The sequence below is a fragment of the Arthrobacter sp. UYEF36 genome (assembly GCF_040547025.1).
In the GTDB taxonomy this organism is placed as follows: Bacteria; Actinomycetota; Actinomycetes; order Actinomycetales; family Micrococcaceae; genus Arthrobacter.
On sequence record NZ_JBEPOX010000006.1, the window covers coordinates 62598 to 87484 of the forward strand.

The window sequence follows — 24887 nt, forward strand, 5'->3', positions numbered from 1 at the left end:
CTAGGCTGGCACCATGATCCCGGCTGACAACCCCACCGCCCCCAACTGGTCTTTCCGGGCCGACGAAGCTGCCCGCTCGGTAACCAGGCTGTTCGGGCAGCGGCTCTTTTTCCTGCCGGGAACCCACATCGCCGCGATCGTCCGGCCCTCGGGCCGGCTCAAGAACCTGGCCCGGCCCTGGCACTACTGGTGGCAGGCGCATTACGTGGACTGCCTCGTGGACACCGGGCGCCGCGAACTCGGCACGGACGGCCGGCCCGGAAAGCGTTTCGACGGCGGGGACCGGCCCAGCGCAGGCCGGCTCGCCTCCCGGCTGGTCACCGGGATCCGGCTCCGCAACTTCCTCACCGTCGTTAACAACTACTACGACGACATGGCCTGGCTGGCGCTGTCCACGCTGCGGCTGGAGACCCTCGCCAGGGACAGCCGCAAGGAGGCCGGACGCCGCCGCAACGCCAAGGTCCTGAAGAGCCTCACGCTGCAGTTCGATTCGGCTTCCACGGACGACCTGGGCGGCGGGACCTTCTGGAGCAAGAAACGGGATTTCAAGAACACCCCGGCCACGGCGCCGGTGGCTCTTTATTACGCGCGCACCGGCCAGGCGGCCAAGGCGCAGGCACTGCTGGACTGGCTGGAGGCCCGGCTGCTTGACCCCGAGCAGGGCCTGTACCGGGACGGCCTCCGGATCGCCCCCGGCGGTGACGTGGTCCTGGAAAGCGCCATCTACACCTACAACCAGGGCCCGGTCCTGGGCGCGCTGCTGGAACTCGGCGGCGAGGCAAACCTGGCCCGGGCAGCCCGTCTTGTCGCGTCGGTGGCGCACAGCCTCACCCTCCCCGCACCTTTGACGGCCGGCAGCGCGCTGGTACTGCGCTGCGAGGGCACCGGCGACGGCGGCCTGTTCACCGGCATCCTCGTCCGGTACCTGGCCCTCGCCGCCACCGATGGGCGGCTTCCCGCCGGGACCCGGGCGACGGCAGCGACGCTCGTCAACGACACCGCCGAGGCGTTCTGGGCGGGCCGCCGCCTCCTGCCGCCCGGAGACCCGCTAGCCCGGAAGGGCGGCCGGATCCTGTTCTCCACCCACCCCGAACGGCCGGCGCTGCAGACCTACCCGGCGGGCGCCGCCGTCGACCTATCCACCCAGCTGCAGGCCTGGATGGCATTGGAAGCCGCCGCTTCGATCGCCGGCAATTAAGTCACGCAATAGTTACGTAATTGATGTGATCCTTGTCACTTAAGGCTCCCTCAGCTTGGTTGCTTAGGTTTGGCTAACCTACAGTTTTTCCTAGTGAGCATGCCCTAACTTCCCCCGCTCACAGGGGGCTAGGGTTCCCAAGACCTTCCTTGCAGAAAGCAGCCCCATGAAGATCCGCAACAACGCGCTGGCAGGTATCGCACTTGCCGCCACCGCCGCGCTCGGCCTGTCCGCCTGTGGCTCCGGTACCTCCACCGCACCCAGCAGCAGCGCCGCCGCTGACGGCAAGACTTCCGGTGAAATCACGGTCTACAACGCCCAGCATGAGTCCCTGACCCAGGAATGGGTGGACGCCTTCACCGCGGAGACCGGCATCAAGGTCACCATGCGCCAGGGTTCCGACACCGAGATGTCCAACCAGATCATCCAGGAAGGCCAGGCCTCCCCGGCCGACGTCTTCCTCACCGAAAACTCCCCGGCCATGGCGCAGGTGGAGAACGCCGGCCTGTTCGCCGACGTCGACCAGGCCACCATCGACCAGGTGCCCGCCGAATACCGTCCCTCCACCAACAAGTGGACCGGCATCGCAGCCCGTTCCACCGTGCTGGTGTACGACAAGGCCAAGCTGAGCGAAGACCAGCTGCCCACGTCCATGCTCGACCTGGCCAAGCCGGAGTGGAAGGGCAAGTGGGCTGCATCGCCGTCCGGTGCCGACTTCCAGGCAATCGTCGCCGCCCTGCTGGAACTCAAGGGCGAAGCCGCCACCGAGGAATGGCTGAAGGGCATGAAGGAAAACTCCAAGCCCTACAAGGGCAACAGCACGGCCATGAAGGCAGTCAACGCCGGTGAGGTCGACGCCGCCCTGATCTACCACTACTACTACTACGGCGACCAGGCCAAGACCGGCGAGAACTCCAAGAACGTCACCCCGTACTACTTCAAGAACCAGGATCCGGGCGCGTTTGTGTCCGTCTCCGGCGGCGGCGTGCTGAATTCCTCGAAGAACGCGGCGGCCGCCCAGGCCTTCGTCAAGTTCATCACCGGCAAGAAGGGCCAGGAAGTCCTGCAGAAGGGCACCTCCTTCGAGTACGCCATCGCCTCCGATGTCCCGGCCAACGAGAAGCTCGTCCCGCTGACGGAACTGCAGGCACCCACGGTGGATCCGGCCAAGCTGAACTCCGCCAAGGCTTCCGAGCTGATGACCAAGGCAGGACTGCTCTAACCGCGTGACAACCAAGCTGGCGGCTCCCGGAACCTCCGGGGGCACGACGACGGCGGGCAGGGGCAAGAGCCCCCGCCCGCCTTTCGGCGTTTCTGTTGTAGCGGTCCTGGCGGTCCTGATCGCCCTCTTCGCGCTGATTCCGCTGGGCTACGTCATCGTCATGACGGCAGCCACCGGGTGGGACACCGCCGTGGACCTGATCTTCCGGGCACGCGTCGGCGAGCTGCTGCTCAACACCGTGCTGCTCATGCTGGTCACCGTGCCGCTGTGCCTCATTCTCGGGGTGGGCGGGGCGTGGCTGGTGGAACGCACCCAGCTCAAAGGGCACAAGTGGTGGGCCGTGCTGCTCGCGGCCCCCCTGGCCATCCCGGCCTTCGTCAACAGCTACGCCTGGGTTTCCGCGATACCGTCGCTCGAGGGCCTGTGGTCCGGCGTGCTGATCGCGACGCTGTCGTATTTCCCGCTCGTCTACATCCCGGCCGCCGCAACGCTCAGCCGGCTGGACCCGGCCATTGAACAGTCCGCCGCGTCCCTGGGCCTCGGCGCGTGGCGCACCTTTTTCCGTGTGGTGCTGCCGCAGCTGCGGATCGCGATGACCGGTGGGGCGCTGCTCGTCTCCCTGCACCTGCTGGCGGAGTACGGCGCCTTCGCGATGATCCGTTTCGACACCTTTACCACCGCGATCATGGTGCAGTACCAGTCCACGTTCAACGGCACCGCCGGGAACATGCTGGCCAGTGTGCTCGTGTTCCTGTGCCTGATCCTGCTGCTGGTTGAGGTGCGCAGCCGCGGCAGTGCCCGGTACGCCAAGATCGGCTCCGGCGCCCAGGCCCGCGCCCTGCGCCTTCCGCTGCGTACCTACCAGCTCCCGGCCCAGCTGTTCCTGGTCGCGCTCACCGCGCTGGCTTTCGGGCTGCCCCTGACTTTCGTGCTGCGCTGGATCTTCGCCGGCGGGCCGGACATCTGGGCCGCCGACGAGTTCCTGCCCGCCCTGTTGCAGACCCTGATGTACGGCCTCGCCGGCGCCCTGGCCACCACGGTCGTCGCGTTCCCGATGGCGTACCTGGCCGTACGGCACCCCAGCTGGTTCAGCAAGGCCCTGGAGCTGTCCAACTACATCACCAGTTCCATGCCGGGCATTGTGGTGGGCCTGGCTTTCGTGACGGTCAGCATCAAGGCGGCGCCCACCCTGTACCAGACCTCGGCGCTGCTGGTCGCGGCCTACGTGCTGCTGTTCCTGCCGCGCGCCCTGGTCAACATCCGTTCCGGCCTCGCCCAGGCTCCGAAGGAACTCGACGAGGCTGCCCAGGCGCTCGGCAAGCCGCCGCTGCTGGCCTTCCTCCGGGTCACGCTGCGGCTCACCGCCCCGGCCGCCGCGGGTGGTGCAGCGCTGGTGTTCCTGGCAATCGTGAACGAACTGACCGCAACACTGCTGCTCTCCCCCAACGGCACCCGGACGCTCGCCACCGAGTTCTGGAGCAAGAGCAGCGAAATCGACTACGCCGGCGCCGCCCCGTACGCCCTGCTGATGATCCTGATTTCGGCGCCAATGACCTACCTCCTCTTCCAGCAGTCCAAGAAAGCAGCGGGACAGTGACCCAGAACAGCCCCTCCCGGCTCCCGGAACCGCGGATTGCCGCGTCCGTGGCCCCCAGCACCAACAGCCACCTGCAAATCGACGCCGTCACCAAGAACTTCGGCTCCCAGGCCGTCCTGATGGGTGTTAATCTCTCGGTGGCCAGGGGCGGCACGACGGCGATCGTGGGCCCCTCGGGGTCCGGCAAGACCACGCTGCTGCGGCTGATCGCCGGTTTTGAACACCCGGACACCGGGAGCATCTCACTCAACGGCGCCAAGGTGGCCGGCGACGGCGTCTGGGTGCCCGCACACAAACGCCACGTGGGCTACGTCGCGCAGGACGGCGCCCTCTTCCCGCATCTGAGCGTCGGGCAGAACATCTCCTTCGGCCTCGACGCCGCCAAGCTCCCCGGCGGGCACCGCGGCGTGAAGTCCCGGGTGGCCGAACTGCTGGAAATGGTCTCCCTGGACTCTGCCATGGCCAAGCGGCGGCCGCATCAGCTCTCCGGCGGGCAGCAGCAGCGGGTTGCGCTGGCCCGCGCCCTCGCCCGCGAGCCGGAACTGATGCTGCTGGACGAGCCCTTCTCCGCCTTGGACGCGGGTCTGCGCGTTGCCACGCGCCGCGCGGTGGGCAAGGTGCTCCAGGACGCGGGTGTCACCACCATCCTGGTCACCCACGACCAGGGCGAGGCGCTGTCGTTTGCGGACCAGGTGGCGGTGATGCGCGGGGGACGGCTGGCGCAGATCGGCAACCCGTTCATCGTCTACACGCGCCCCGCTGACCGCGCCACCGCGGAATTCCTGGGCGACGCCGTCATCCTGGACGCCTGGATGGAGGGCTCCCTCGCCACGTGTTCCCTGGGCGGGATCCCTGTGCGCCGGCCCCCGGCGCAGGGACGGGTCCAGCTCATGCTGCGGCCGGAACAGATCCGGATCGCGGAGGACGGCCCCATCCGTGGCGTCGTGGTGGATACGGATTACTTCGGACCCGAAACGACCGTGCGGCTCAAGCTCGCCGTCCCGCCCGTCCTCGCGGAAGGGGCCGTGGCGGACCACCGCTACCCCGGCGGCGGCGAAATCATCACCATCCGGCATTGGAACGCGTCGATCGCCCGCCCGGGTTCGGAACTGTGCCTCCGCGTCGTCGGCGAGGCAGTGGCTTTCCCGGTGGAAGACCTGCCCCCGGCATAGCGCCCACGGGAGCGGCCCGTCCGTGTCCTGTTCCTTCCCCGGTCTCCGCTCCGGCACGTCAGCGCCCCGCGGGGCCCGTTGAGCCGCTCCGGCTCCCGGCATAGGGTGGGGCGCATGACTGTTCAGCCAGCGCTCCACCGCCAGCACTGCTCCGTTGCCGCCCCCACCCAGTTGTGGCTCGATGCCGAGGGGCGGCTCGCCAGCGGCCACGGTGCCACGGACGCCGCCGGCTCCTCCGGCGCCGCGGGCGGCGGCTGGTTCACCGGACTGCTGCACGGGGACACCCGGGTGCTGTCCCGGGCAGAGGTGCGGGTGAACGGCCTCGAACCGGAGCCCGCCACGGTGGAAGCGGAGGCCGGCGGTGTGCTGCGCGTGCGGGGGCTGGTCCGCGGCATCCCGGGGCCCACTGAGGACCCCGCCGTCGAACTTCTGCAGACCTGGACTGTCACGCCCGGCGTCGTCCGGCACTCCCTGCAACTGAGCACGTCCCTCGAGTCGCTCGACGTGGAAATCGAAATCCAGCTCGCCGCGGACTTCACCGATATGGCCGCCATCCGGCTCAGCCGCTTCCGGGAGCCCTCCGAGCCACTCTCCGCAGACGATTCCACGCTGCGCTGGCGCGACGGCGGACGGACGCTGACCGTCGCCGCCCCCGGAAGCGTCGCCTCCGGAGAACGGCTCCTCTGGCGCGGCACGGCAGGACGCGGCCGCCCGTTCGACGTGGAATGGCAGGCCGTGCTGGCCGACAGCGAGGACGCCGTGGTGGCAGCGCCGCCGCCCGCCTCGCGCCGGGTCCGCGCCGAGCCGTCCGGCGCCCTGGGCCTGCTGCTGGACAACGCGCTCGATGAGCTCGCGGGCCTCCGCCTGGCTACCCGGACGCTGCCCGACGCGCCGTTCGCCGCCGCCGGCGCGCCCTGGTACTTCACGCTGTTCGGACGCGATTCACTCTGGACGGCGCGGCTGCTCCTGCCGCTCGATGCCGGGCTCGCCGCCGGAACGCTGCGCACCCTGGCAGCGTTCCAGGGGACGAAGAACGATCCGGGTGCCGCCGAGGAACCCGGCAAGATCCTGCACGAGCTCCGGGCCAAGGAACTCGTACTGGAGAGCCAGGGCCTGCGCCTGCCCCCGGTGTACTACGGCGCCGTGGATTCCACCCCGTTGTGGCTGTGCCTGCTGGCCGAACTGGGCCGGGCCGGACTGGACGACGCCGCCGTCCGCTCGCTCCTGCCCAGTGCGGCCCGGGCGGTGGAATGGCTGCTGGCCGCCGGAGGAGCGCCCGGCAGCACGAACAGCGGGTTCCTCAGCTACCAGGACGCTACCGGCCACGGGCTCAGCAACCAGGGCTGGAAGGACTCCGGGGACGCCATGCAGTTCCGCGACGGCCGGCAGGCCGACGGCCCGATCTCTCTCTCCGAGGTTCAGGGCTACGCCTACCAGGCCGCCGTGGACACCGCCGACCTCTTCGACTCCTACGGCGAGCCCGGGGCACAGGCACTGCGGGACTTCGCCGAGGCGCTGCAACAGAACTTCCGTGAGCGCTTTTGGGTCGAGGACGACGACGGCCCCTTCCCCGCGATGGCCCTCGACGGGCACGGCGAGCCCCTGGATATCCCGGGCTCCAACATGGGACACCTGCTCGGCACCGGAATACTGGACGCCTCGGAAGCCCGGCTCGTGGCGGACCGTCTGCTCAGCCCCGAGCTGTTCTCCGGCTACGGCGTGCACACCATTTCCCGGCGCGCCGCCGGATTCTGGCCGTTCAGCTACCACTGCGGATCGGTCTGGAGCCACGACACCGCGATCGCGGTGCGGGGGCTGCTCGCCGAAGGATTCCTCGCCGAAGCACGGACCATCGCCGAGGGCCTGCTCGCCGCATCCGGTTCCTTCGGACACCGCCTGCCGGAACTGTTCGCCGGCATCACTGTCGAGGAAGCCGGCCACGCGGTGCCCTATCCGGCGTCGTGCCATCCGCAGGCCTGGTCCTCAGCGTCCGCCGTGGTGGTCGCCCAGGCCCTGGGCGTCGGGTTCTAACGACGGGCCGTCGCCGTCACGGGGCCGGCGGTCGTTTGTTCTGCGGATACGGCGTTTCGTGCCGGGCCAGCATCTCGACGAATCCCGCGATCTTCTTCGCCCTGGTGGCGGCTTGCTTGACCCCGTTGGTCCGGTAAATGAGGGCGTACCTGTTCACCGAAGTCAGGACGTCGAACATCGCCTGCGCCCGGGGATCGGCCGCGATGGCGGCGGCCAGGTCCTCGGGCACTTCCGCCGTCGCCGCACCGGAATAGGCCGTTTCCCAGCGGCCGTCCGCTTTGGCGCTGTCGACGGCGTCGCGGCCGGCGGGAGCCATCCTGCCTGCGGCTTCGAGGCGGCCGATCCGCTCCACGTTCCGGGCGGACCACACACTTTTCGGTCCCCGGCGGGTCATCCGCTGGAACGAACTCTCGTCATCCCGCCGCCGGCCCTGGCCGTCAATCCAGCCGAAACACAAGGCCTCCTGCAGCGCGGCCTCATAGTCCAGCTCCGTCACGGCGCCGCCTTTCTTGTGCAGCACCAGCCACACGCCGGGGCTCTCCGCGTGGTGGCGCTCCAGCCACGCACGCCATTCGGCGGCGTCCTTCACCAGCAGTTCCTCAAGTTCAGCAGCCATGGAACCATTCTGCTCCGCACTGACCACGGGCATCGATTTGGTGGGACGATATCCCTGAGAGCCGGAACCCGTCACAACCTCCAGGAGCAACGATGCTGCGAGTCCGCCCGATCCACTTCACCTCCCGCCTTGACGCCTGGGAGCGGCTGCTCACCGGGCTGGGCCTGGTCAAGACCGTCGATGAGCCCACCTGGCGGGAGTTCGACGCCGGCTCCGGCCGGCTCGCCCTCCATTTTGTCGAGCAGGGCTCCGCTGAGGACGGCACCACTTCGTTCGGCGTCGAGGTGGGCGACCTGAAGGAATTCGCCCGGCGGACCAAGGAGGCCGGCGCGGCCGAAGGCGGCACCAATGCCGAACTCATCGACGCGGACCATGGCCCGTCCTGCCGCATCACGGCCGCGGACGGGTTCAGTTTCCTCGCCGACCCGGCCACCCGCGCCGCGGACGGCGGCTGGGGCGGGTCCGCGGAAGCGGACCCGGGCATCGCCGTCGTCGGCGTCTGGTTCTCCGAGGACGCCGTGGCGGCGACCCGGACGTTGCGCGACATCGGCGCCCGGCCCCGCCCGCTTCCGGGCAGCGGCGACGCCGACACCGACACTGCCGAAGCCGAAGCCTTCACGGCGAAGAACGGCGGGATCCTGATGGTCGGCGCGGGAACCGGGTCCGGGCGTGCCGGCCTGGGCTTCGAATACGCCGGCGACCTGACCGTCCTCCGTGAGCGTCTGAGCGAGGCCGGCAACGAGGCCGCGGTGATTGAGGAAGCGGCCATTCCTACCCTGCACGTGGCCAACCCTGATGCCGACGGCGTCGCCGCCCATCCGCCACTCTGGATTTCCGCGGCGCCGGCCGCAGGGTGAGTGCGACCACGCCCCAGCCGCAGGGATGGGGTAGAACTTAACCATGAACGTTCGCACTCCTGACCCGAACCCCGGCTGGCTCTCCGACGAAGACTTGTTCGAGGCGCGTGGCCGGCTGCCCATGGTCTACGTCGAGGCCGTCCCGGTCCGGCTGGATCCGCTCGGGTTTGTCAATGAGGTTGGCACGCTCCTGCAGGCCGACGAGGACGGCACCATGGTCCGCTCCCTGGTTTCCGGCCGCGTGTTGTACCGCGAGACCATCCGCGCGGCCCTGCTGCGCCATATGGAGAAGGACCTCGGCCCGATGGCCTTCCCGCAGCTGCCCATCAGCCCGGTGCCGTTCACGGTGGCCGAATACTTCCCGTCACCGTCCCACACCGGATTCACCGACGACCGCCAGCACGCCGTCGCCCTGGCCTACATCATCCCCGTCACCGGCGAATGCTCGCCGCGGCAGGACGCGCTGGAGCTGACCTGGATGACCCCGCAGGAAGTTATGAGCTCGGATGTCCAGCTGGAATTCAGCGGCGGACGCGGCGCCCTGATCCGCCAGGCTCTGGCCTTCGCCGGCGTCGGGAACTGACCGACGGCGGCTGCGTCCCCGACTTCCGGCGCGCGCCTTTGTAGACTGTAGGGCGGACCGCAAAAGAATTTAAGGACTCCAAATGACTCACCCCCCGGCCGCCCCGAACTATATCGAACAGCAGGCTGGATCTCTGCAGAGCGGCGACCAGCTGCTCCTGCCCGACGGCAACCGCTCCGCCGAAATCCAGCGCGTTGACGTCGAAGCCGACGATTTCGGCACCCCCGCCATGGTCCTGGCGACCCTCACGGGAGGCGGCGGACTCAGGATCGCGGCGTCCTCCACCGTCCTGATCCTTGGCGCTCCCGCCGGGGCCGGGGAACCCACCGTTGAGGAAGCCGGCTCCGCTGCGCAACCCAGCGAACCGGCCGCCGAGGCGGGCAGCGGCCAGGGCAGCGCAGGAGGGCAGGACAGGAACGCGGAGGCCGACAGCGGCGCCGCTCCCGCCGTCGTCGTCCCTCCCCTGCCGCCCGTTCCGCCGGTGGTGAGCGGCCCCAGCGAAGAGGACCTGGCACTGATCCCTGCCCTTGAGGGCACGCCCGAGTCCGTGGTGCAGGCCGTGGCCGAGGCCCACCCGAACTCGGCGGGAGTGCTGCTGCTCAGCGAACGGCTGGCCAAGGGCATCAACACGAAGTCCGGCAGCTGCCTCAAGGACCTCAGCGACCTCGCGCAGGAGCTGTTCATCATCCTCAAGGACGCCGAAAATGCCCTCGCCGTTGCGGACCTGCTCAATGTGCTGCCCTTCGACGGCAACCGCGGCCGCTGGGCATCGGTGGAAGCCTCCCTCGCCCTGTCCAGCTACATCTGCCGCCAGCTCGGCCAGGAAGAACGCGCCGCTGTGTACGAGAAATTCCTGCGCGCCCCCGACGCCATGGAGACGGACCCGTTCAAGGCGCGGATCAACGCCAAGGTCCGCCAGCGCTCGCTCAACGAACCGAACCTGTACGACAAGGAAATCTTCCGTTCGATGGACAACTCGAACCCGGATGCGGAACGCGAATGGCGGCTTCTGCGGCTCGAGGCGCTGCTCTTTTTGCGCGCCCACGGCGGTTCGGAAACCATCGGCGCCCCGGAACTGGAGCGCCGGATCGGCAACGAACTCGAGTCCGTCCGTTCCTGAGGCGTTTGGCCCCTACCCCCTCCCGGCCGGGCGTTGTAGATTCAGCCCATGACGAACAATCTGAGCGTTGTGATCAACTCCGACGCGCAGCAGGTTTGGACAATGCTGCGCGAGCCCGCCAAGGTAGCCCAGTGGCACGGCTGGGAAGCCGACGACCAGGCGGCCGAGATCGATGAGATCTATTTCAGCCCCAATGTCATCGAAGGCGCCGACCACACGTCCCTGGTGGTCGACGGCGGGGACGTGTTCACGTTGAAGCCGGTCCCGGCCGGCACCGAAGTCAGCGTCACGCGGGCCGCGGTGGACCACAATTCCGAGTGGGCCGCCTGGGACGAGGACATCACCCAGGGCTGGCTGACCTTCATCCAGCAGCTCCGCTTCGCCCTCGAACGGCATCCGCACGGCAAACGCCGGACCTTCTTTTTCTCCGTCCCCGGGAACGAAGGGTCCGCGATCGAAAAGCTGGGCCTGTCCGACGTCCCCAAGCCCGGCGAACCGTGCTCTCTGACCCTGGCGACGGGTGAGGAAGTCTCCGGCAAGGTCTGGTTCCGCAGCAACCACCAGGTGGGGCTCACGGTCCACCACTACGCGGAACACGGCGAAGGCCTGGTGATCGTGGCGGACCAGCCGGCCATCAAGGACATCCGGCCCGAGGGCGGATCCCTGGTCATTGTCTCCACCTATGGCCTCGGGGCGCACCAGCTGGAGTCCATCCGCAACTACTGGGACAAGTGGCGGGCTGAGAACTACCCCACATCCGATCCGCTGCACTAAGGGTTGGCGGCTGTTAGCTGGCACACTTGAACGGTGCCAGCCAATCCTGAAACACCCGTGCCATCGCTCCTGCCGGCCCAGCAGTCCGAGTTTTCCTTCCGTGTGGGCAAACGGCTGAGTGAAAGCTGCTCGCCGTCGGAGGCCCAGGTCAGCGCCAACGGCGGGGAGTTCCTCGGGCGCACCGGCACCATCACCACACCGCACGGCGAGATCCAGACCCCGGCGTTCATCGCGGTCGGCACCAAGGCCACGGTTAAGTCGGTCCTCCCCGAGTCAGTCGCCGAGCTGGGCGCGCAGGCGGTGCTCGCCAACGCGTACCATCTGTACCTGCAGCCCGGCGCGGACATCCTGGACGAGGCCGGCGGGCTGGGTGCCTTCATGAACTGGCGTGGTCCCACGTTCACGGACTCCGGCGGGTTCCAGGTGATGAGCCTGGGCTCGGGGTTCAAGAAGGTCATCGACATGAAATCGGTGGACAATTCGGGACCCGACGACGCCGTCGCCCCCGGCAAGGAGCGCCTGGCCCATGTGGACGAGGAGGGCGTGTGGTTCAAGAGCCACCTCAACGGCGACCGGCACCGCTTCAGCCCTGAGATCTCCATGAACGTCCAGCACCAGATCGGCGCGGACATCATGTTCGCGTTCGACGAGCTCACCACGCTGCAGAACTCCCGCGGGTACCAGGAGGAATCCCTGGAGCGCACCCGGCGCTGGGCCGAGCGCTGCATCACCGAGCACTTCCGGCTCACGTCCGGGCGGGCGGGCAAGCCCTACCAGGCGCTCTTCGGGGTCATCCAGGGCGCCCAGTACGAGGACCTGCGCCGGAAGGCCTGCCGCGACCTCGGCGCGATGAACTTCGACGGCTTCGGCATCGGCGGGGCCCTGGAGAAGGAGAACCTGGGCACGATCGTGCGCTGGTGCAACGAGGAACTGCCGGAGAACAAGCCCCGGCACCTCCTCGGCATCTCCGAGCCGGACGACATCTTCACCGCGATCGAAAACGGCGCGGACACCTTTGACTGTGTCTCGCCGACCCGGGTGGCCCGGAACTCGGCGTTCTACCACCCCACCGGCCGGTACAACCTCTCCGGCGCCATGTATAAGCGCGACTTCGGCCCGCTGCAGGAAGGCTGCGACTGCTACGCCTGCCTGAATTACTCCCGGGCCTACATCCACCACCTGTTCAAGGCCAAGGAAATGGTCTCCGCCACGCTGATCTCGATCCACAACGAGCGCTTCGTGGTGAAGATGGTGGACGACGCCCGGCTCGCCATCGAAGCCGGCAACTTCTTCGAGTTCAAGGCCGAGACCCTGGGGCAGTACTACTCCTAGGGGGCGTCCCGCCTCCCGGCACCCGCTCGCCCGCCCCCCGCCCGCCCGTCGCCGCCCGCCCGCCGCCGAATTCGCCGGAAACGTGCCCAGTCGCCGTAACGTTCCGGCGATCCCGCAGCTTTCCGGCGACCTCGCGTGTTTTCTACCGGACGACGGCGGCCGGCCCACCATTGCCTCCGCCGCCGCCGCCGAGATCGCCGGACACTCCCGAATTCGCTGTTTGCTTGCGGCGATCGGGTGGCAAACCGGGGATCTCGCGTTTTCCACATAACGACGGCGGCGCCTGCCGCCCGCGCCTTTGGCAGTTGAATCTGGTCGTATGACGAAGACCCACCTATTTGAGTTGCCGCCGGCGGACAACCTCTGGCGCACCGAACAACTGCTTGACCTCGGTTATGGCCCACGGGCCATCCGCTCATTGCTGGAGTCGGGCGCCCTCGTCCGGCTCCGACACGGCTGCTACATCCGGGCAAGCCTGTGGCTCGCCCAGTCACCGGCCGCCCGGAGCAGGCAGCTCATCTATGCGCATGCCCACGGAACGCGGACGACGTCGACTGGCCGCTTCCTCTATAGCCACACGTCCGCAGCGCGCCTCCGCCGGCTTCACCTGTGGGACGTGGATGACGCCATCCATGTCCTCCAGAAGGTGCGCCCGTCGAACGAGCGCCACGGCAGGGACGTCCGCTGCCACACCCGTCCGTACACCGACCACGACGTCGCCGTTGTCAACGGACTTCAGACGACTTCCCTGGAGCGCGCCGTTGCTGACTGCGCCATGATGCTCCGCTACACGCAGGCATTGATCCTCACGGACCATGCGCTCCGCCTGGGCGCCGACCCATCCGCCCTGCGGGCCATGGCAGATGCGCTGGACGGACGTCGGGGGATCCGGACATTCCGCCGCGTCCTGGCCACGGCCGATCCGCGGTCCGAATCGCCCGGCGAAACGCTGACCCGCGAGCTGATCCTCCGTTTACGGATCAGGCCCCCGGTACCGCAGCTGGAGGTGTCAAGCCGCACCGGGCGGCATCGTCTGGACTTTGCGTGGAAGGAGGAGAAAGTCGCTTTGGAGTTCGACGGCAAAACCAAGTACTTCGACTACAGCCCGACACCCGAGGTGATCTTCGAGGAACGCCGTCGGGAGAAGGCCTTGGAGGAAGAAGGCTGGCGGTTTGTACGCGTTGAGTGGAAGGACCTCTTCCGGGAGCAGGAATTCAAGAGCCGCCTTCTACGCGCGTTGGCAGGCCGCCCAGGGCCCTGAGCCGCGAACTCGCCGGTACGCTGCCGGGTCGCCGGGTGGTAACGGCGAACCCGCAGCGTACCGGCGACCTCGGTCCAGAGCCCTGCAACTTACCGGCGACCCGGGTCCAGAACCCGCAACTTACCGGCGACCCGGGTCCAGAACCCGCAACTTACCGGCGACCCGGGTCTGGAGCCCGGCGGCGTACCGGCGACCGGGCCCAGGGCCAACGGCCTTGCACCCGCTCTACGCGCCGTAGCTCGGTTCGCGCTTCTTGATCCAGCCGATCGCGGCGGCGGTGACCGGGACGAAGAGAAACTCCACGAGGGTCTTGTAGAGGAAGCCCACGACCAAGTAGTTCACAAATGTGCCGACGTCGGTAATCCCAATTACGGAGGCGGCGATGCTGCAGAAGATCAGGGTGTCCACGAACTCGCCGGCGACGGAGGACCCCATGATGCGCGCCCAGAGGGACTTCTCCCCCGTGCGCGCCTTCATTTTCACGAGGATCCACGCGTTGATGGTCTGCCCGGCCAGGAACGCCAGCAGGGAGGCCAGCACTATCTGCGGAACCGGGCCCAGGGCGCCTTCCAGCGCGGCCTGCTTGGCGAGACCGAAGTCGTCGTTGAAGCCGGGCAAGGCGATGATGATCCAGTAGCAGAGCGACGCAAAGACGGACAGCGCGAAGGCGGTGATGATGGCTTTGCGGGCCACCCTGAACCCGTAAACCTCGCTGATGACATCCCCTAGGATGTAGGCGAGCGGGAAAAGGAAGAAGCCACCGTCGGTGATGACCGGGCCGATCGCGACGCCCTTCGATGCCCCGATGTTGGACAGAATCAGCACCACGGCCATAACGGCGAGCAGGATCCCGAAGTAGGAGGATCCAATGGAGGCGAACTTTGGCGGCGCGGCGGCCGGTAACGTGTGGGCGGAAGCCATGGGTGTTCCATTCATAGTGGTTCGCTCGGCGTCCCGGATCCTCGAGGAGGACCACGCTGGGCTGCCGGCTGTATTAGCACTGGACGGTTCCGGAAATCCAGCTGCCGGAACCGTCTACCATTCTCTCACCCGTTGCCTGGGCTGTTGTTGGCCTGCGGGCCGCGAGGGCCTGCCTCCCAGCCGCAGGCACGCTGCCCGCTAGGATTCGGGCATGGCTTCCGATTTCCCCAAGGACAGCGGGCCCGCCCGGCAAGGCGACGATCTGGTGATGACGGTCGCCTCCGAACGCAGCGCCGGGGTACCGGCAGGCACGGGGGAAGACTTGGGCTGGCGGAGGATCAGCCTGTGGCGGTCTTTCACCTACCTGATGATTCCGGTGGCCATTTTGAGCCTGATGAGCGGCTCGCTGGCGTTGGCCACGCAATGGTCACCCCCGGAGACCGTTGAAACCGCCCGGTTTTGGTTCTACTTTTTCGACGTCGGGCGCGAAATCAATCTGCCGACCTGGTTCAGCGCCGGGCTGTGGATAACCGCGGGAATCCTTGCCGGATACTTCGCCCGCCGCGCTTCCCGGCACCGCCGCTCCTGGGCGCTGTTCTGCGTTGTCTGCGTGGTCTTCTCCATCGACGAGACCCTGGAACTGCACGAGCGCCTCGATGCGATTGGAAACGAGCTGGGCAGGTACCTTCCCCTGCAGCTGGGCTTCACCTGGGTGATACCCGGCGTTCTCATTGCCGGTTTGATCGTCCTGTCCCTGCTGAGGATGGTCCTCGCACTCCCCCGGACCCCCCGGGCGGGACTTCTGGCTGCCGGAATCATTTTTGTCGGGGGCGGTGTCGGGGTCGAGACCCTGTCCGGACTTTTCGTCCAGGGCGACACCCTGCCCTGGCAGTTCTTCCTGCTCACGCTGGTTGAAGAAACCCTGGAAATGACCGGGATCGCGCTGGGTGTCGCCGCGCTGGCACACCTCATCGCCTACCGTCATTCGGCTGACCGTTCCACCGCCTTCATGGTCGCTGACCGCCCCCTTCCGGAGATCGAACCGGCTGCCGGACCCTGACCGACGACGGCGGGCTGCCGGCTGCCGGACCGAAGCCCAGGAGCCGGCAACCCGCCGTCGTCGTTCTCACCGCCCGTTCGGCGGCGCACAATGCTAGCGGCGCGAGGCGTCGACGAGGTTCTTGTCGTCGTCCTTGCGGCCGTCGACCGGCACAGCCGGGGCGGCAGCGGGCTCCCACGCGTGGCCCTGTTCGTGGTCCAGGTGCGTGGACTTCTTGTTCTTCAGCGCGAAGATGTAGACCACCAGCGAGATGGCGATGGCCACGGTGACGTAGGTGAAGAAGAGGTCCACCCGCTCGGCCTTCTGGAACGCCGCACCCAGCAGCGGAACCGTGCCGCCGAAGAGCGAGTTCGCGATCGCGTAGCCGAGGCCGACGCCGAGGGCCCGGATGGAAGCCGGGAACAGCTCCGCCTTCACGAGTGCGTTGATCGAGGTGTAGCCGCCGACGATCAGCAGGCCACCCATCATCAGCAGGAATGCGGTGAGGGGATCCTTGGTGCCGGCCAGGGTGGAGAGCAACGGCCAGGTGAACAGGACACCGGTGATGCCGAACCAGAGCAGCAGCGGCTTGCGCCCGACCTTGTCGGAAATGAGGCCGTAAACCGGCTGCAGCAGCATGAAGATCAGCAGCGCCCAGAAATTGATCACCGAGGTGTCGGTCTTGGCGATGCCGGAGGTATCGTTCATGAACTTCAGGATGAAGTTGGTGTACGTGTAGAAAGCCACGGTGCCGCCGAGGGTGACGCCGATGCAGATCAGCAGCGGCTTCCAGTACTGGGTCAACAGCAGTTTCATGGTGCCCGGCTGGGCAACGCCTGCCACGGCCGGGACTTTGGCGGCCTCGACCTGCTCCGCAGACACGGTTTCCTCCATCGAGCGCCGCAGCCACAGGACCACCAGCGCGGCCACGCCGCCGATAGCGAACGGAATCCGCCAGCCCCACTCGGTCAGGGTGGACTTGTCCATGGTGTTCTGCAGGATGACCAGGACCAGCAGGGCAAGCATCTGGCCACCGATCAGCGTGACGTATTGGAAGCTGGAGAAGAAGCCACGGCGCTTGGAGGTGGCGGCCTCTGACATGTAGGTGGCGCTCGTGCCGTATTCGCCGCCGACGGAGAAGCCCTGGATCAGCCGGACCAGGATCAGGAGAAGCAGAGCCCAGACGCCGATCTGCTGCGTCGTGGGCAGGATGGCGATGGCGAAGGAACCGGCAGACATCATCGTCACGCTCAGGGTCAGCGCGGCCTTGCGTCCCCTGCGGTCGGCGTAGCGGCCGAAGAACCAGGCCCCAACCGGGCGCATCAGGAACGACGTCGAGAAGACGGCCATGGCCTCAAGGCCCGCCTGGAGCTCGTCCTTGGAATTGAAGAAATGCGACTGGAAATACGCCGCGAAGACTGTGTAAACGTAGAGGTCGTACCACTCGACGAGGTTGCCGGCAGAGCCTTTGAGAATATTGCTGACGGCTCTTCTCGTCTGCGCCGATTCGGACAGCTGGGTGCTCATCAATGAACCTTCCTGGATCCGGCGCCGCAAGTTAGCAACACCGCCCGCCACCATATTCGCGATGATCCGGGACACGCGGGTTCTGTTCATATTGGTCATCCGCACAATGCGGCGGGTTTTCCCGGAATGGCAGGATAGATCCATGACTTCCACCGCCTTTGACTCCGCCTCCCCGGCTGAATCCGATACCGCCTCCGATGCCGCCGCGGCCACGCCCGCCGTCGCCCTGACCATCGCAGGATCCGAAGCGACCGGCGGCGCCGGCGCGCAGGCTGATCTGAAGACCTTCCAGGAACTCGGAGTCTTCGGCATCGCCAACCTGACGTGCATCGTTTCCTTCGATCCGCAGGACAACTGGAACCACCGTTTCGTCCCGATCGACCAGCAGGTCATCGCCGACCAGCTCGAGGCGACGACGGCGGCCTACGGTGCCGCGTCCGGCGCACCGTCATTGCTGGATACCGTGAAGATCGGCATGCTGGGCAGCCCGGCCACGATTTCGACGGTCGCCACGGCGCTGGCCGGCGCTGCGTTCACCAACGTGGTGCTGGATCCGGTGCTGATCTGCAAGGGCCAGGAGCCGGGCCATGCGCTGGATACGGACCAGGCCCTCAAGGCGCAGATCCTGCCGCTGGCCACGTTTGTCACACCGAACCACTTCGAGGCCGAGTCCCTCTCCGGCCTGGAGATCACCGACCTCGAGTCGCTCAAGGCCGCCGCCGTCCGGATCCACGAGCTCAGCGGCGCCGCGGTGCTCGCCAAGGGCGGTGTGCGCCTGGCCGGACCGGACGCCGTCGACGTCTACTACGACGGCGAGACGCTGGAAGTCCTGTCTGCCCCGAAGGTGGGCGACGTGGCGGTCTCCGGTGCCGGCTGCTCGCTGGCCGCCGCCGTGACGGCGGAACTGGCCAAGGGTGCGGCGCCGCTTGAGGCAGCCCGGACAGCCAAGGATTTTGTGACCGCGGGGATCCGGAACCGGGTGGCCTCGGGCGCGCCATTCGATGCGCTCTGGCAGGGCGGCCCGCGGTAACACCAACGTCGGCAGCGACCCAAGGGACCGGGATGGCACAGCACTTTGACACCGTCGACGAGTACATCGGCTCATTCCCGGCCGAGGCGCAGCACGCCGTAGACCGCGCGGTTCGCCGGTAACTCTCGAGTTCGCCGGAGACTTCCGGCGAACTCGAGAGTTACCGGCGACTTGGGTCCGTACTTGGGTCCGTACCCGCCGGGAGCACCGGCCGCGTCAGCTCCCGGAGTGCGCCTGCAGGAACGAGTAGACCTCTGTCTCATCGACGCCGGGGAAGGCGCCCGGCGGCATTGCGGCGAGCAGGTGCGAGTGGGCCCGCGCCGAGGGCCAGGCGTTGCCGGCCCATTCCGAGGTCAGGGCCGCCGGCGGGCGCCGGCAGCAGCTTTCGTCCGGGCAGGTCGACTTGGACCGCTCCGTGGTCTCGCGGCCTCGGAACCACTTCACCTGCGCATAGGGAACCCCCACGGACAAGGAAAATTCGCCGTTGGCGGAGCGCTCGGTCCGCGCCGTGCACCAAAACGTGCCGGCCGGGGTATCGGTGTACTGGTTGTACGCGGAGAACTTGTCCGGCACGTCGAAGACCACCCGGGACGTCCAGTTCTTGCAGGACGGCTGGCCCTCGATGGCCCCGGTGTGGTCCTGCGGGAATGTCACGCCGTCGTTCTCATAGGCCTTGTAGATGATGCCGCTCTTGTGGGTCTTCTGGAAGTGCGTCCGCAGGTCCAGGTGCTGGGTGGCGAGGTTGGTGAAGCGGTGCGCGGCGGTCTCGTACGACACCGCGAAGGCATCCCGGATGTCCTCGACAGCGATCTCCTTGGCCTGCTTGGCTTTCTGCAGGAACTCCACGGTGGCCTGCTCCGGGAGCAGGAGCGCGGCGGCGAAGTAGTTCGTGGCCACCCGCTGCATCAGGAAGTCACCGTAATTAGTGGGCGTCTGGTGCCCCAGCACGTAGTGGCCCAGCGCCTGCAGCAGCACCGAACGCGGGTCGTGGTCGCTGCGCGCATTGTGCGTGAGATAAATCCGGCGGTTCTTAAGGTCGGTCACCGACCGCGTGGAGTGCGGCAGATCGCCCACGTGGTGGAGGCTGAACCCGAGGTGCCCGGCGATGTCCGCGATGACGTGATGGGACAGCGGGCCGCTCGTGTGCCCGACGGAGGCCAGGACCTTCTGCGCTTCGGCCTCGTACTCCGGGAAGTAGTTGTTCCGCTCGCGCATCATGGCGCGCAGTTCCCCGTTCGCGCGGCGGGCCTCTTCCGGCGTCGCGACCTGCTCGTTGAGCCGGCGTTCCAGCTCGTGCTGCAGCCCCACCATGGATTCCAGCACATCCATCGGGAGCCGTGAGCTGATGCGGATCTTGGGCAGTTTGAGGGACTCGTAGATGGGGCTGCGCTGGTAGCGTTCCAGCTCGATCTCAAGGGCGGCGCGGCGGTTGGGCGGCTCCGCGCCCAGCAGCTCATCGATGCTGACGCCCAGTGCCGCGGCGAGCTGCTGGAGCAGGCCAAGTTTGGGCTCGCGCTTGCCGTTCTCGATCAGGCTCAGCTGGCTGGGGGCCGTTCCCACCGTGGCGCTGAGGTCATCGAGCGTGAGTCCGGCGGCCTTGCGGAGGTGGCGGACGCGGCGGCCCATGCTGATGACGTCCACCTCCGGGACGGCGGGCGAGGCGGCGGAGGCGGGTCTATTCCAACTGGCGGGGTGCATTTATTGAGAATACGCGAAGAAGTGCATTTCTTTCCACTGTTTTCATCTAGAAAGACACTTGAAAGTACAGAAAAGTAGGTCTTACGGAAAAGTTACACCGCACCGGATCATCCAGTCGCACTGCGAGGAAGCAGTACGGCCGGCCCGGGGCCCCACTAAGGAGACAAAGATGACTGCAGCATTTGAGCCCACCCAGACGCCCGAACAGCAGGCCACCGCGCTGGAGCTCGAGTGGGCTGCCAACCCGCGCTGGGCAGGTGTCACCCGGGACTACAAGGCTTCCGACGTCGTCCGCCTCCGCGGCCGCGTCTCCGAAGAGCACACCCTGGCCCGCCGCGGCTCGGAGAAGCTGTGGGAGCAGCTGACCACGGAGCACAAGGAGGGCAAGTACACCAACGCCCTGGGCGCACTGACCGGCAACCAGGCCGTGCAGCAGGTCAAGGCCGGCCTCCGCGCCATCTACCTCTCCGGCTGGCAGGTTGCCGCCGATGCCAACAACTCCGGCCACACCTACCCGGACCAGTCCCTTTACCCGGCCAACTCTGTTCCGACCGTGGTCCGCCGCATCAACAACGCCCTGCTCCGCGCCGACCAGATTGAGTTCTCCGAGGGCATCCAGACCGTCGAGGACTGGATGGTCCCGATTGTCGCCGACGCCGAGGCCGGTTTCGGTGGCCCGCTGAACGCCTACGAGCTGATGAAGTCCATGATCCAGGCCGGCGCCTCGGGCGTGCACTGGGAAGACCAGCTCGCCTCGGAAAAGAAGTGCGGCCACCTCGGCGGCAAGGTCCTGATCCCCAGCCAGCAGCACGTCCGCACCCTGAACGCCGCCCGCCTGGCCGCCGACGTCGCGGGCACCCCGTCCGTCATCATCGCCCGCACCGACGCCGAGGCAGCCACCCTGATCACCTCCGACGTCGATCCGCGCGACCAGGAATTCGTCACGGGAGAGCGTACCGCGGAGGGCTTCTACAAGGTCCGCAACGGGATCGAACCCTGCATCGCCCGCGCCAAGGCCTACGCCCCGTACTCCGACCTCATCTGGATGGAGACGGGCACCCCGGACCTGGAGCTGGCCCGCAAGTTCGCCGAAGCCGTCAAGGCAGACTTCCCGGACCAGATGCTTTCCTACAACTGCTCCCCGTCGTTCAACTGGAAGAAGCACCTCGACGACGCCACGATCGCCAAGTTCCAGCGCGAACTCGGCGCCATGGGCTTCACCTTCCAGTTCATCACCCTGGCCGGCTTCCACGCCCTGAACTACTCGATGTTCGATCTCGCCCACGGTTACGCCCGTGAAGGCATGAGCGCCTACGTCGAGCTGCAGGAGAAGGAATTCGCCTCCGAATCCCGCGGCTACACCGCGACCAAACACCAGCGCGAAGTCGGCACCGGCTACTTCGACGACATCGCAACCGCGCTCAACCCGAACGCATCCACCCTGGCTCTGGTGGGATCCACCGAAGAAGGCCAGTTCCACTAACGATTCCGCCCACGGTGAGCTGTTGATTCTGCTCACCCGAAGGCACGACGGCGGCCGGCCCCCAGGGTGCCGATGCCACCGGGGGCCGGAAAAGGTGATCCGGAAGCGTGCGTAAAAGGGGCCCCGTCCCCGCCCGGCCGAGCTCTGCGAGGCCCCGGCGGGGATGGGGAACAGCACGCGGAGGATTGCCTTTTTCGGCCCCAACCCGCACCCGCCGTCGAACATTTGCTTTTCCGAGGAGAGATTGAGATGAACAGCTTCACTGACAACTTCACCATCAACGGGGTTACGTTGACCGCACAGCCGATCTGCCGGCAGAGCGAGGTCCTGACTCCTGATGCCTTGGCATTTGTTGCCAAACTGCACAAGGCAACCAAGGGACGGCGGCTGGAGCTGTTGCAGGCCCGCCGGGACCGCCGCCAGCAGATCGGCAAGGGCCAGGACCCGCGGTTCCTCCGCGAGACCGAGTCCGTCCGGAACGATCCGAACTGGCGCGTCGCTCCCCCGGCTCCGGGCCTGGAGGACCGCCGCGTCGAGATCACCGGCCCGGTGGACAAGAAGATGACCATCAACGCGCTGAACTCCGGCGCCAAGGTGTGGCTCGCGGACATGGAGGACTCCTCCACCCCGTCGTGGCGCAACGTCATCCAGGGCCAGCTCAACCTCACCGATGCCCTGGAGCGCCGGATCGACTTCACCTCCCCGGAGGGCAAGGAGTACAAGCTCCGCTCCGCCGAGGAGCTGCCCACCATCGTGGTCCGGCCCCGCGGCTGGCACCTGCCGGAAAAGCACATGCTCATTGACGGGACACCGATCGCCGGCGGCATCGTCGACTTCGGCCTGTACTTCTTCCACAACGCCCGCCGGCTGATCGCCCAGGGCAAGGGCCCGTACTTCTACCTGCCGAAGATCGAGAACCACCTCGAGGCCCGCCTGTGGAACGACATCTTCATCCTCGCCCAGGACCTGCTCGGCATCCCGCAGGGCACCATCCGCGCCACCGTGCTGATCGAGACCATCACGGCCGCGTTCGAAATGGAGGAAATCCTCTACGAACTGCGCGACCACGCCGCAGGCCTGAACGCCGGCCGCTGGGACTACATCTTCTCGCTGATCAAGAACTTCCGCACCCGCGGCCCGCGCTTCGTCCTGCCGGACCGCAGCCAGGTGACCATGACCCAGCCGTTCATGCGTGCCTACACCGAACAGCTGGTCCGGGCGTGCCACAAGCGCGGCGCCATGGCCATCGGCGGCATGGCCGCAGCCGTCCCCAACCGCAAGGACGCGGAAGCCAACGCCATTGCCATCGAGAAGGTCCGCGCCGACAAGACCCGCGAGGCCGCCGACGGCTTCGACGGCTCCTGGGTAGCCCACCCTGACCTCGTTCCGGTCTGCCGCGAGGTGTTCGACGGCGTCCTCGGCGACCGCCCGAACCAGCTGGACCGGCTCCGCGAGGACGTCACCCCGGACGACCGCGCCCTGCTCGATATCGCCTCCACCACCGGCAACATCACCGAACAGGGCATCCGGAACAACATCGAGGTCGGCATCCGCTACATCGAGTCCTGGCTGCGCGGCAACGGCGCCGTGGCCATCCATAACCTGATGGAGGACGCCGCCACCGCGGAGATCTCCCGCTCGCAGCTGTGGCAGTGGATCTTCTCCCGGGCCATCACGGACCAGGGCGACGTCATCACCCGCGAATGGGTCGAGGACATGCTGGACGAGGAGTTCGCCAAGCTCGAACGCTTCGAAGGCGACCGCTTCGCCGACGCCCGGGACATCTTCGAGGAAGTCACGCTCACCCCGGCGTTCCCGGCCTTCCTGACGCTTCCGGCCTACGACCGGTTCCTGCATGAAGCGCGCGACGGCGGCGACGTCCCCAGCGACGATCCCACCCTCGTTCCCGCCTAAGGTCGGTACCGGAGGACACCGGAAGGTACAGATTTCCGTCTGCTGGGCTGCCATGCCCTTCGCAACAGGCACCCCCGAAATCCGGGGCGGTGGCCCAGCGACGGAAGACCCCCTCGGGGACCCGACAACGGCGTCGGGATAACAGTGAAGGCCCATGTTCCTCGTGAACATGGGCCTCAGCTGTTCCCGCGGCTGTTCCCGCGGCTGTTGCCGCGGAGCCGCGGAGCCGCGGTCCGGCTCAGTGCGCCTTGGGGACGTGGCGGAGGGAAAGCGCGGTCCCGAGGATGAACATCGCCACCGACCCGAACACCATCAGCAGCGGCCCGGTCCACGATCCCGAGGCCCCGTTGACATAGCCCAACAGGGTTGGCGCCAGGGCGCCGAAGGAGTAACCCACGCCCTGGACAACGGCGGACATCCGGCCGGCCGAGGCCTGGTCCCGGGCCAGCCGGATGATGGCGATGAAGATGAGCGTGATACCGCCGCCCTGGGCGACGCCGCCGAACGAGGACCACAGCCACCACAGCTCCGGTGCCAGCAGCAGGCCCACCGGAACGGTCAACCACATCAGCCCCACGGTGAGTCCCACCGTCGTCGTGCTGGCGAAACGGGCCGCGAGCGGAACGCCCAGGCCGCCCACAATGGCGAGGATCTGGAACAGCGAGGAGCCGGCGCCCGCCTCCGCGGCCGTCATGCCGAGTTCGTCCGCGAGGATGCTGGGCAGCCAGGCGGTGACCCCGTAGTAGGAGAAGGCCTGCCCGGCGAATCCTGCGGTCAGCCCGACCGTGATCCAGCGCGACGACCGCTTGATCCCGGCACGGGCCGGCTCCGGGGCAGGAACCGGTTCGGGCCGGAACGCCCGGCTGCCGAAGGCGAGCACCCAGGCAGTCAGCGCCGCGACGGCGAAGAGCCCGCAGGCGGCGAGGGCCAGCCGCCAGCCGAACAGGTCGGCCAGCGGCGCCATCACCATGGCCGTGATGAAGGAGCCGATGTTCAGGGCGGCGGTGTAGATGCCCATCGCCGTGCCCTGCCGGGCGGGAGCGAAATCACGCCGGATGATCAGCGGTACGACGATATTGCCGATCGTGATGGCAACACCGAGAATCACCGTGCCGAGCATCACGACGGCGCCGTTGCCCGCCGATCGGACAATCACGCCCAGCAGGACGCCCAGGAGGGTGAGCGTGATGGCGACTTCCGCGCCGAGCTTGCGTCCGGTCAGCGCGGCGAGCGGCGCGGCAAGGGCGAAGCAGAGCACCGGGATGCCGGTCAGGAGGCCAAGTTCCACCGGGGAGAAGCCGAGTTCCGCCTGCATCGGGCCGACCACCGGCGCCACGGCCACGAACGGGCCGCGCATGTTCAGGGCGATGAGCCCGATGGCCGCCAGCAGGATCCAGCTGCGCGGCACCTTCGCCAGGACGGTGGCGCTCATGGGTGCCGCGGCTCGGCCTGCAGGCAGAAATATGCTTTCATCAATCCCATTGCTATCACGTGCCCCCGCCGGACCCTGTG

General features: G+C 67.5%; 20 protein-coding genes. 15 read left to right on the top strand and 5 right to left on the bottom strand.

Going from position 1 to position 24887, the window contains the following annotated elements:
* The first annotated feature begins 13 nt into the window (after positions 1-13).
* From ABIB29_RS10610 to ABIB29_RS10630, 5 genes are all read left to right on the top strand, one after another.
* Complete coding sequence (locus ABIB29_RS10610; protein ID WP_354172559.1) at positions 14-1198, top strand: glycoside hydrolase family 76 protein; 1185 nt, start codon at positions 14-16, stop codon at positions 1196-1198.
* A 166-nt stretch (positions 1199-1364) separates the two neighbouring features.
* The gene (locus ABIB29_RS10615) at positions 1365-2420 is read left to right on the top strand and encodes an iron ABC transporter substrate-binding protein (protein ID WP_354172561.1); all 1056 of its coding nucleotides are present in this window, start codon (positions 1365-1367) and stop codon (positions 2418-2420) included.
* 4 nt (positions 2421-2424) lie between these two features.
* A complete protein-coding gene (locus ABIB29_RS10620; protein WP_354172563.1) occupies positions 2425-4017 on the top strand; it encodes an ABC transporter permease in 1593 nt (530 codons plus the stop codon).
* Entirely contained in the window at positions 4014-5189 is a 1176-nt protein-coding gene (locus ABIB29_RS10625; RefSeq protein WP_354172564.1) for an ABC transporter ATP-binding protein, read from the top strand. Before ABIB29_RS10620 ends, ABIB29_RS10625 begins: the two co-directional genes overlap by 4 nt.
* A gap of 114 nt (positions 5190-5303) precedes the next feature.
* A complete protein-coding gene (locus ABIB29_RS10630) occupies positions 5304-7220 on the top strand; it encodes a glycogen debranching N-terminal domain-containing protein (RefSeq protein WP_354172566.1) in 1917 nt (638 codons plus the stop codon).
* A 16-nt stretch (positions 7221-7236) separates the two neighbouring features.
* On the opposite strand, the gene ABIB29_RS10635 is transcribed toward ABIB29_RS10630, so the two are convergent.
* Positions 7237-7836, bottom strand: a complete 600-nt coding sequence (locus ABIB29_RS10635) for a YdeI/OmpD-associated family protein (protein ID WP_354172568.1) — start codon at positions 7834-7836, stop codon at positions 7237-7239.
* A gap of 92 nt (positions 7837-7928) precedes the next feature.
* On the opposite strand from ABIB29_RS10635, the gene ABIB29_RS10640 reads away from it, so the two are divergent.
* The 6 genes from ABIB29_RS10640 (at position 7929) to ABIB29_RS10665 (ending at position 13763) form a co-directional block, all read left to right on the top strand.
* The gene (locus ABIB29_RS10640; RefSeq protein WP_354172570.1) at positions 7929-8693 is read left to right on the top strand and encodes a VOC family protein; all 765 of its coding nucleotides are present in this window, start codon (positions 7929-7931) and stop codon (positions 8691-8693) included.
* Between the two features lie 43 nt (positions 8694-8736).
* On the top strand, positions 8737-9276 hold the full coding sequence (locus ABIB29_RS10645; protein ID WP_354172572.1) for an NUDIX hydrolase family protein: 540 nt from the start codon (positions 8737-8739) through the stop codon (positions 9274-9276).
* An 82-nt stretch (positions 9277-9358) separates the two neighbouring features.
* Positions 9359-10396: a DUF6707 family protein gene (locus ABIB29_RS10650; protein WP_354172574.1), complete on the top strand. Its 1038-nt coding sequence runs from the start codon at positions 9359-9361 to the stop codon at positions 10394-10396.
* Positions 10397-10444: 48 nt separating this feature from the next.
* Entirely contained in the window at positions 10445-11170 is a 726-nt protein-coding gene (locus ABIB29_RS10655) for an SRPBCC family protein (protein ID WP_354172576.1), read from the top strand.
* Between the two features lie 33 nt (positions 11171-11203).
* A complete protein-coding gene (gene tgt / locus ABIB29_RS10660; protein ID WP_354172578.1) occupies positions 11204-12502 on the top strand; it encodes a tRNA guanosine(34) transglycosylase Tgt in 1299 nt (432 codons plus the stop codon).
* Positions 12503-12821: 319 nt separating this feature from the next.
* Positions 12822-13763 (top strand): type IV toxin-antitoxin system AbiEi family antitoxin domain-containing protein, encoded by a 942-nt coding sequence (locus ABIB29_RS10665; protein WP_354172580.1) that lies wholly within the window; start codon positions 12822-12824, stop codon positions 13761-13763.
* Positions 13764-13988: 225 nt separating this feature from the next.
* On the opposite strand, the gene ABIB29_RS10670 is transcribed toward ABIB29_RS10665, so the two are convergent.
* Positions 13989-14684, bottom strand: coding sequence for a queuosine precursor transporter (locus ABIB29_RS10670; RefSeq protein WP_354172582.1), 696 nt, complete (start codon positions 14682-14684; stop codon positions 13989-13991).
* A gap of 211 nt (positions 14685-14895) precedes the next feature.
* On the opposite strand from ABIB29_RS10670, the gene ABIB29_RS10675 reads away from it, so the two are divergent.
* Positions 14896-15744 carry a DUF8692 domain-containing protein gene (locus tag ABIB29_RS10675; RefSeq protein WP_354172584.1) on the top strand — a complete coding sequence of 283 codons (849 nt, stop codon included), beginning with the start codon at positions 14896-14898 and terminating at the stop codon, positions 15742-15744.
* 93 nt (positions 15745-15837) lie between these two features.
* On the opposite strand, the gene ABIB29_RS10680 is transcribed toward ABIB29_RS10675, so the two are convergent.
* Positions 15838-17250, bottom strand: a complete 1413-nt coding sequence (locus ABIB29_RS10680) for an MFS transporter (RefSeq protein ID WP_354172586.1) — start codon at positions 17248-17250, stop codon at positions 15838-15840.
* 142 nt (positions 17251-17392) lie between these two features.
* Between ABIB29_RS10680 and ABIB29_RS10685 the strand changes: the two genes are divergently transcribed.
* Positions 17393-18280, top strand: a complete 888-nt coding sequence (locus ABIB29_RS10685; RefSeq protein ID WP_354172588.1) for a hydroxymethylpyrimidine/phosphomethylpyrimidine kinase — start codon at positions 17393-17395, stop codon at positions 18278-18280.
* Between the two features lie 216 nt (positions 18281-18496).
* Here ABIB29_RS10685 and ABIB29_RS10690 read toward each other — a convergent pair whose 3' ends face one another.
* A complete protein-coding gene (locus tag ABIB29_RS10690) occupies positions 18497-19978 on the bottom strand; it encodes a helix-turn-helix domain-containing protein (protein ID WP_354172590.1) in 1482 nt (493 codons plus the stop codon).
* A 169-nt stretch (positions 19979-20147) separates the two neighbouring features.
* On the opposite strand from ABIB29_RS10690, the gene aceA reads away from it, so the two are divergent.
* Complete coding sequence (gene aceA, locus ABIB29_RS10695) at positions 20148-21461, top strand: isocitrate lyase (RefSeq protein WP_354172592.1); 1314 nt, start codon at positions 20148-20150, stop codon at positions 21459-21461.
* 249 nt (positions 21462-21710) lie between these two features.
* Positions 21711-23375 carry a malate synthase A gene (aceB, locus tag ABIB29_RS10700; RefSeq protein ID WP_354172593.1) on the top strand — a complete coding sequence of 555 codons (1665 nt, stop codon included), beginning with the start codon at positions 21711-21713 and terminating at the stop codon, positions 23373-23375.
* Between the two features lie 238 nt (positions 23376-23613).
* On the opposite strand, the gene ABIB29_RS10705 is transcribed toward aceB, so the two are convergent.
* Complete coding sequence (locus ABIB29_RS10705; protein ID WP_354172595.1) at positions 23614-24807, bottom strand: MFS transporter; 1194 nt, start codon at positions 24805-24807, stop codon at positions 23614-23616.
* Between the last annotated feature and the right edge of the window lie 80 nt (positions 24808-24887).

Coding starts and splice junctions, on each gene's coding strand:
- ABIB29_RS10610 (WP_354172559.1), top strand. CDS start 14: ATGATCCCGGCTGACAACCCCACCGCCCCCAACTGGTCTTTCCGGGCC.
- ABIB29_RS10615 (WP_354172561.1), top strand. CDS start 1,365: ATGAAGATCCGCAACAACGCGCTGGCAGGTATCGCACTTGCCGCCACC.
- ABIB29_RS10630 (WP_354172566.1), top strand. CDS start 5,304: ATGACTGTTCAGCCAGCGCTCCACCGCCAGCACTGCTCCGTTGCCGCC.
- ABIB29_RS10635 (WP_354172568.1), bottom strand. CDS start 7,836: ATGGCTGCTGAACTTGAGGAACTGCTGGTGAAGGACGCCGCCGAATGG.
- ABIB29_RS10640 (WP_354172570.1), top strand. CDS start 7,929: ATGCTGCGAGTCCGCCCGATCCACTTCACCTCCCGCCTTGACGCCTGG.
- ABIB29_RS10645 (WP_354172572.1), top strand. CDS start 8,737: ATGAACGTTCGCACTCCTGACCCGAACCCCGGCTGGCTCTCCGACGAA.
- ABIB29_RS10650 (WP_354172574.1), top strand. CDS start 9,359: ATGACTCACCCCCCGGCCGCCCCGAACTATATCGAACAGCAGGCTGGA.
- ABIB29_RS10655 (WP_354172576.1), top strand. CDS start 10,445: ATGACGAACAATCTGAGCGTTGTGATCAACTCCGACGCGCAGCAGGTT.
- ABIB29_RS10665 (WP_354172580.1), top strand. CDS start 12,822: ATGACGAAGACCCACCTATTTGAGTTGCCGCCGGCGGACAACCTCTGG.
- ABIB29_RS10670 (WP_354172582.1), bottom strand. CDS start 14,684: ATGGCTTCCGCCCACACGTTACCGGCCGCCGCGCCGCCAAAGTTCGCC.
- ABIB29_RS10675 (WP_354172584.1), top strand. CDS start 14,896: ATGGCTTCCGATTTCCCCAAGGACAGCGGGCCCGCCCGGCAAGGCGAC.
- ABIB29_RS10680 (WP_354172586.1), bottom strand. CDS start 17,250: ATGAGCACCCAGCTGTCCGAATCGGCGCAGACGAGAAGAGCCGTCAGC.
- ABIB29_RS10685 (WP_354172588.1), top strand. CDS start 17,393: ATGACTTCCACCGCCTTTGACTCCGCCTCCCCGGCTGAATCCGATACC.
- ABIB29_RS10690 (WP_354172590.1), bottom strand. CDS start 19,978: ATGCACCCCGCCAGTTGGAATAGACCCGCCTCCGCCGCCTCGCCCGCC.
- aceA (WP_354172592.1), top strand. CDS start 20,148: ATGACTGCAGCATTTGAGCCCACCCAGACGCCCGAACAGCAGGCCACC.
- aceB (WP_354172593.1), top strand. CDS start 21,711: ATGAACAGCTTCACTGACAACTTCACCATCAACGGGGTTACGTTGACC.
- ABIB29_RS10705 (WP_354172595.1), bottom strand. CDS start 24,807: ATGAGCGCCACCGTCCTGGCGAAGGTGCCGCGCAGCTGGATCCTGCTG.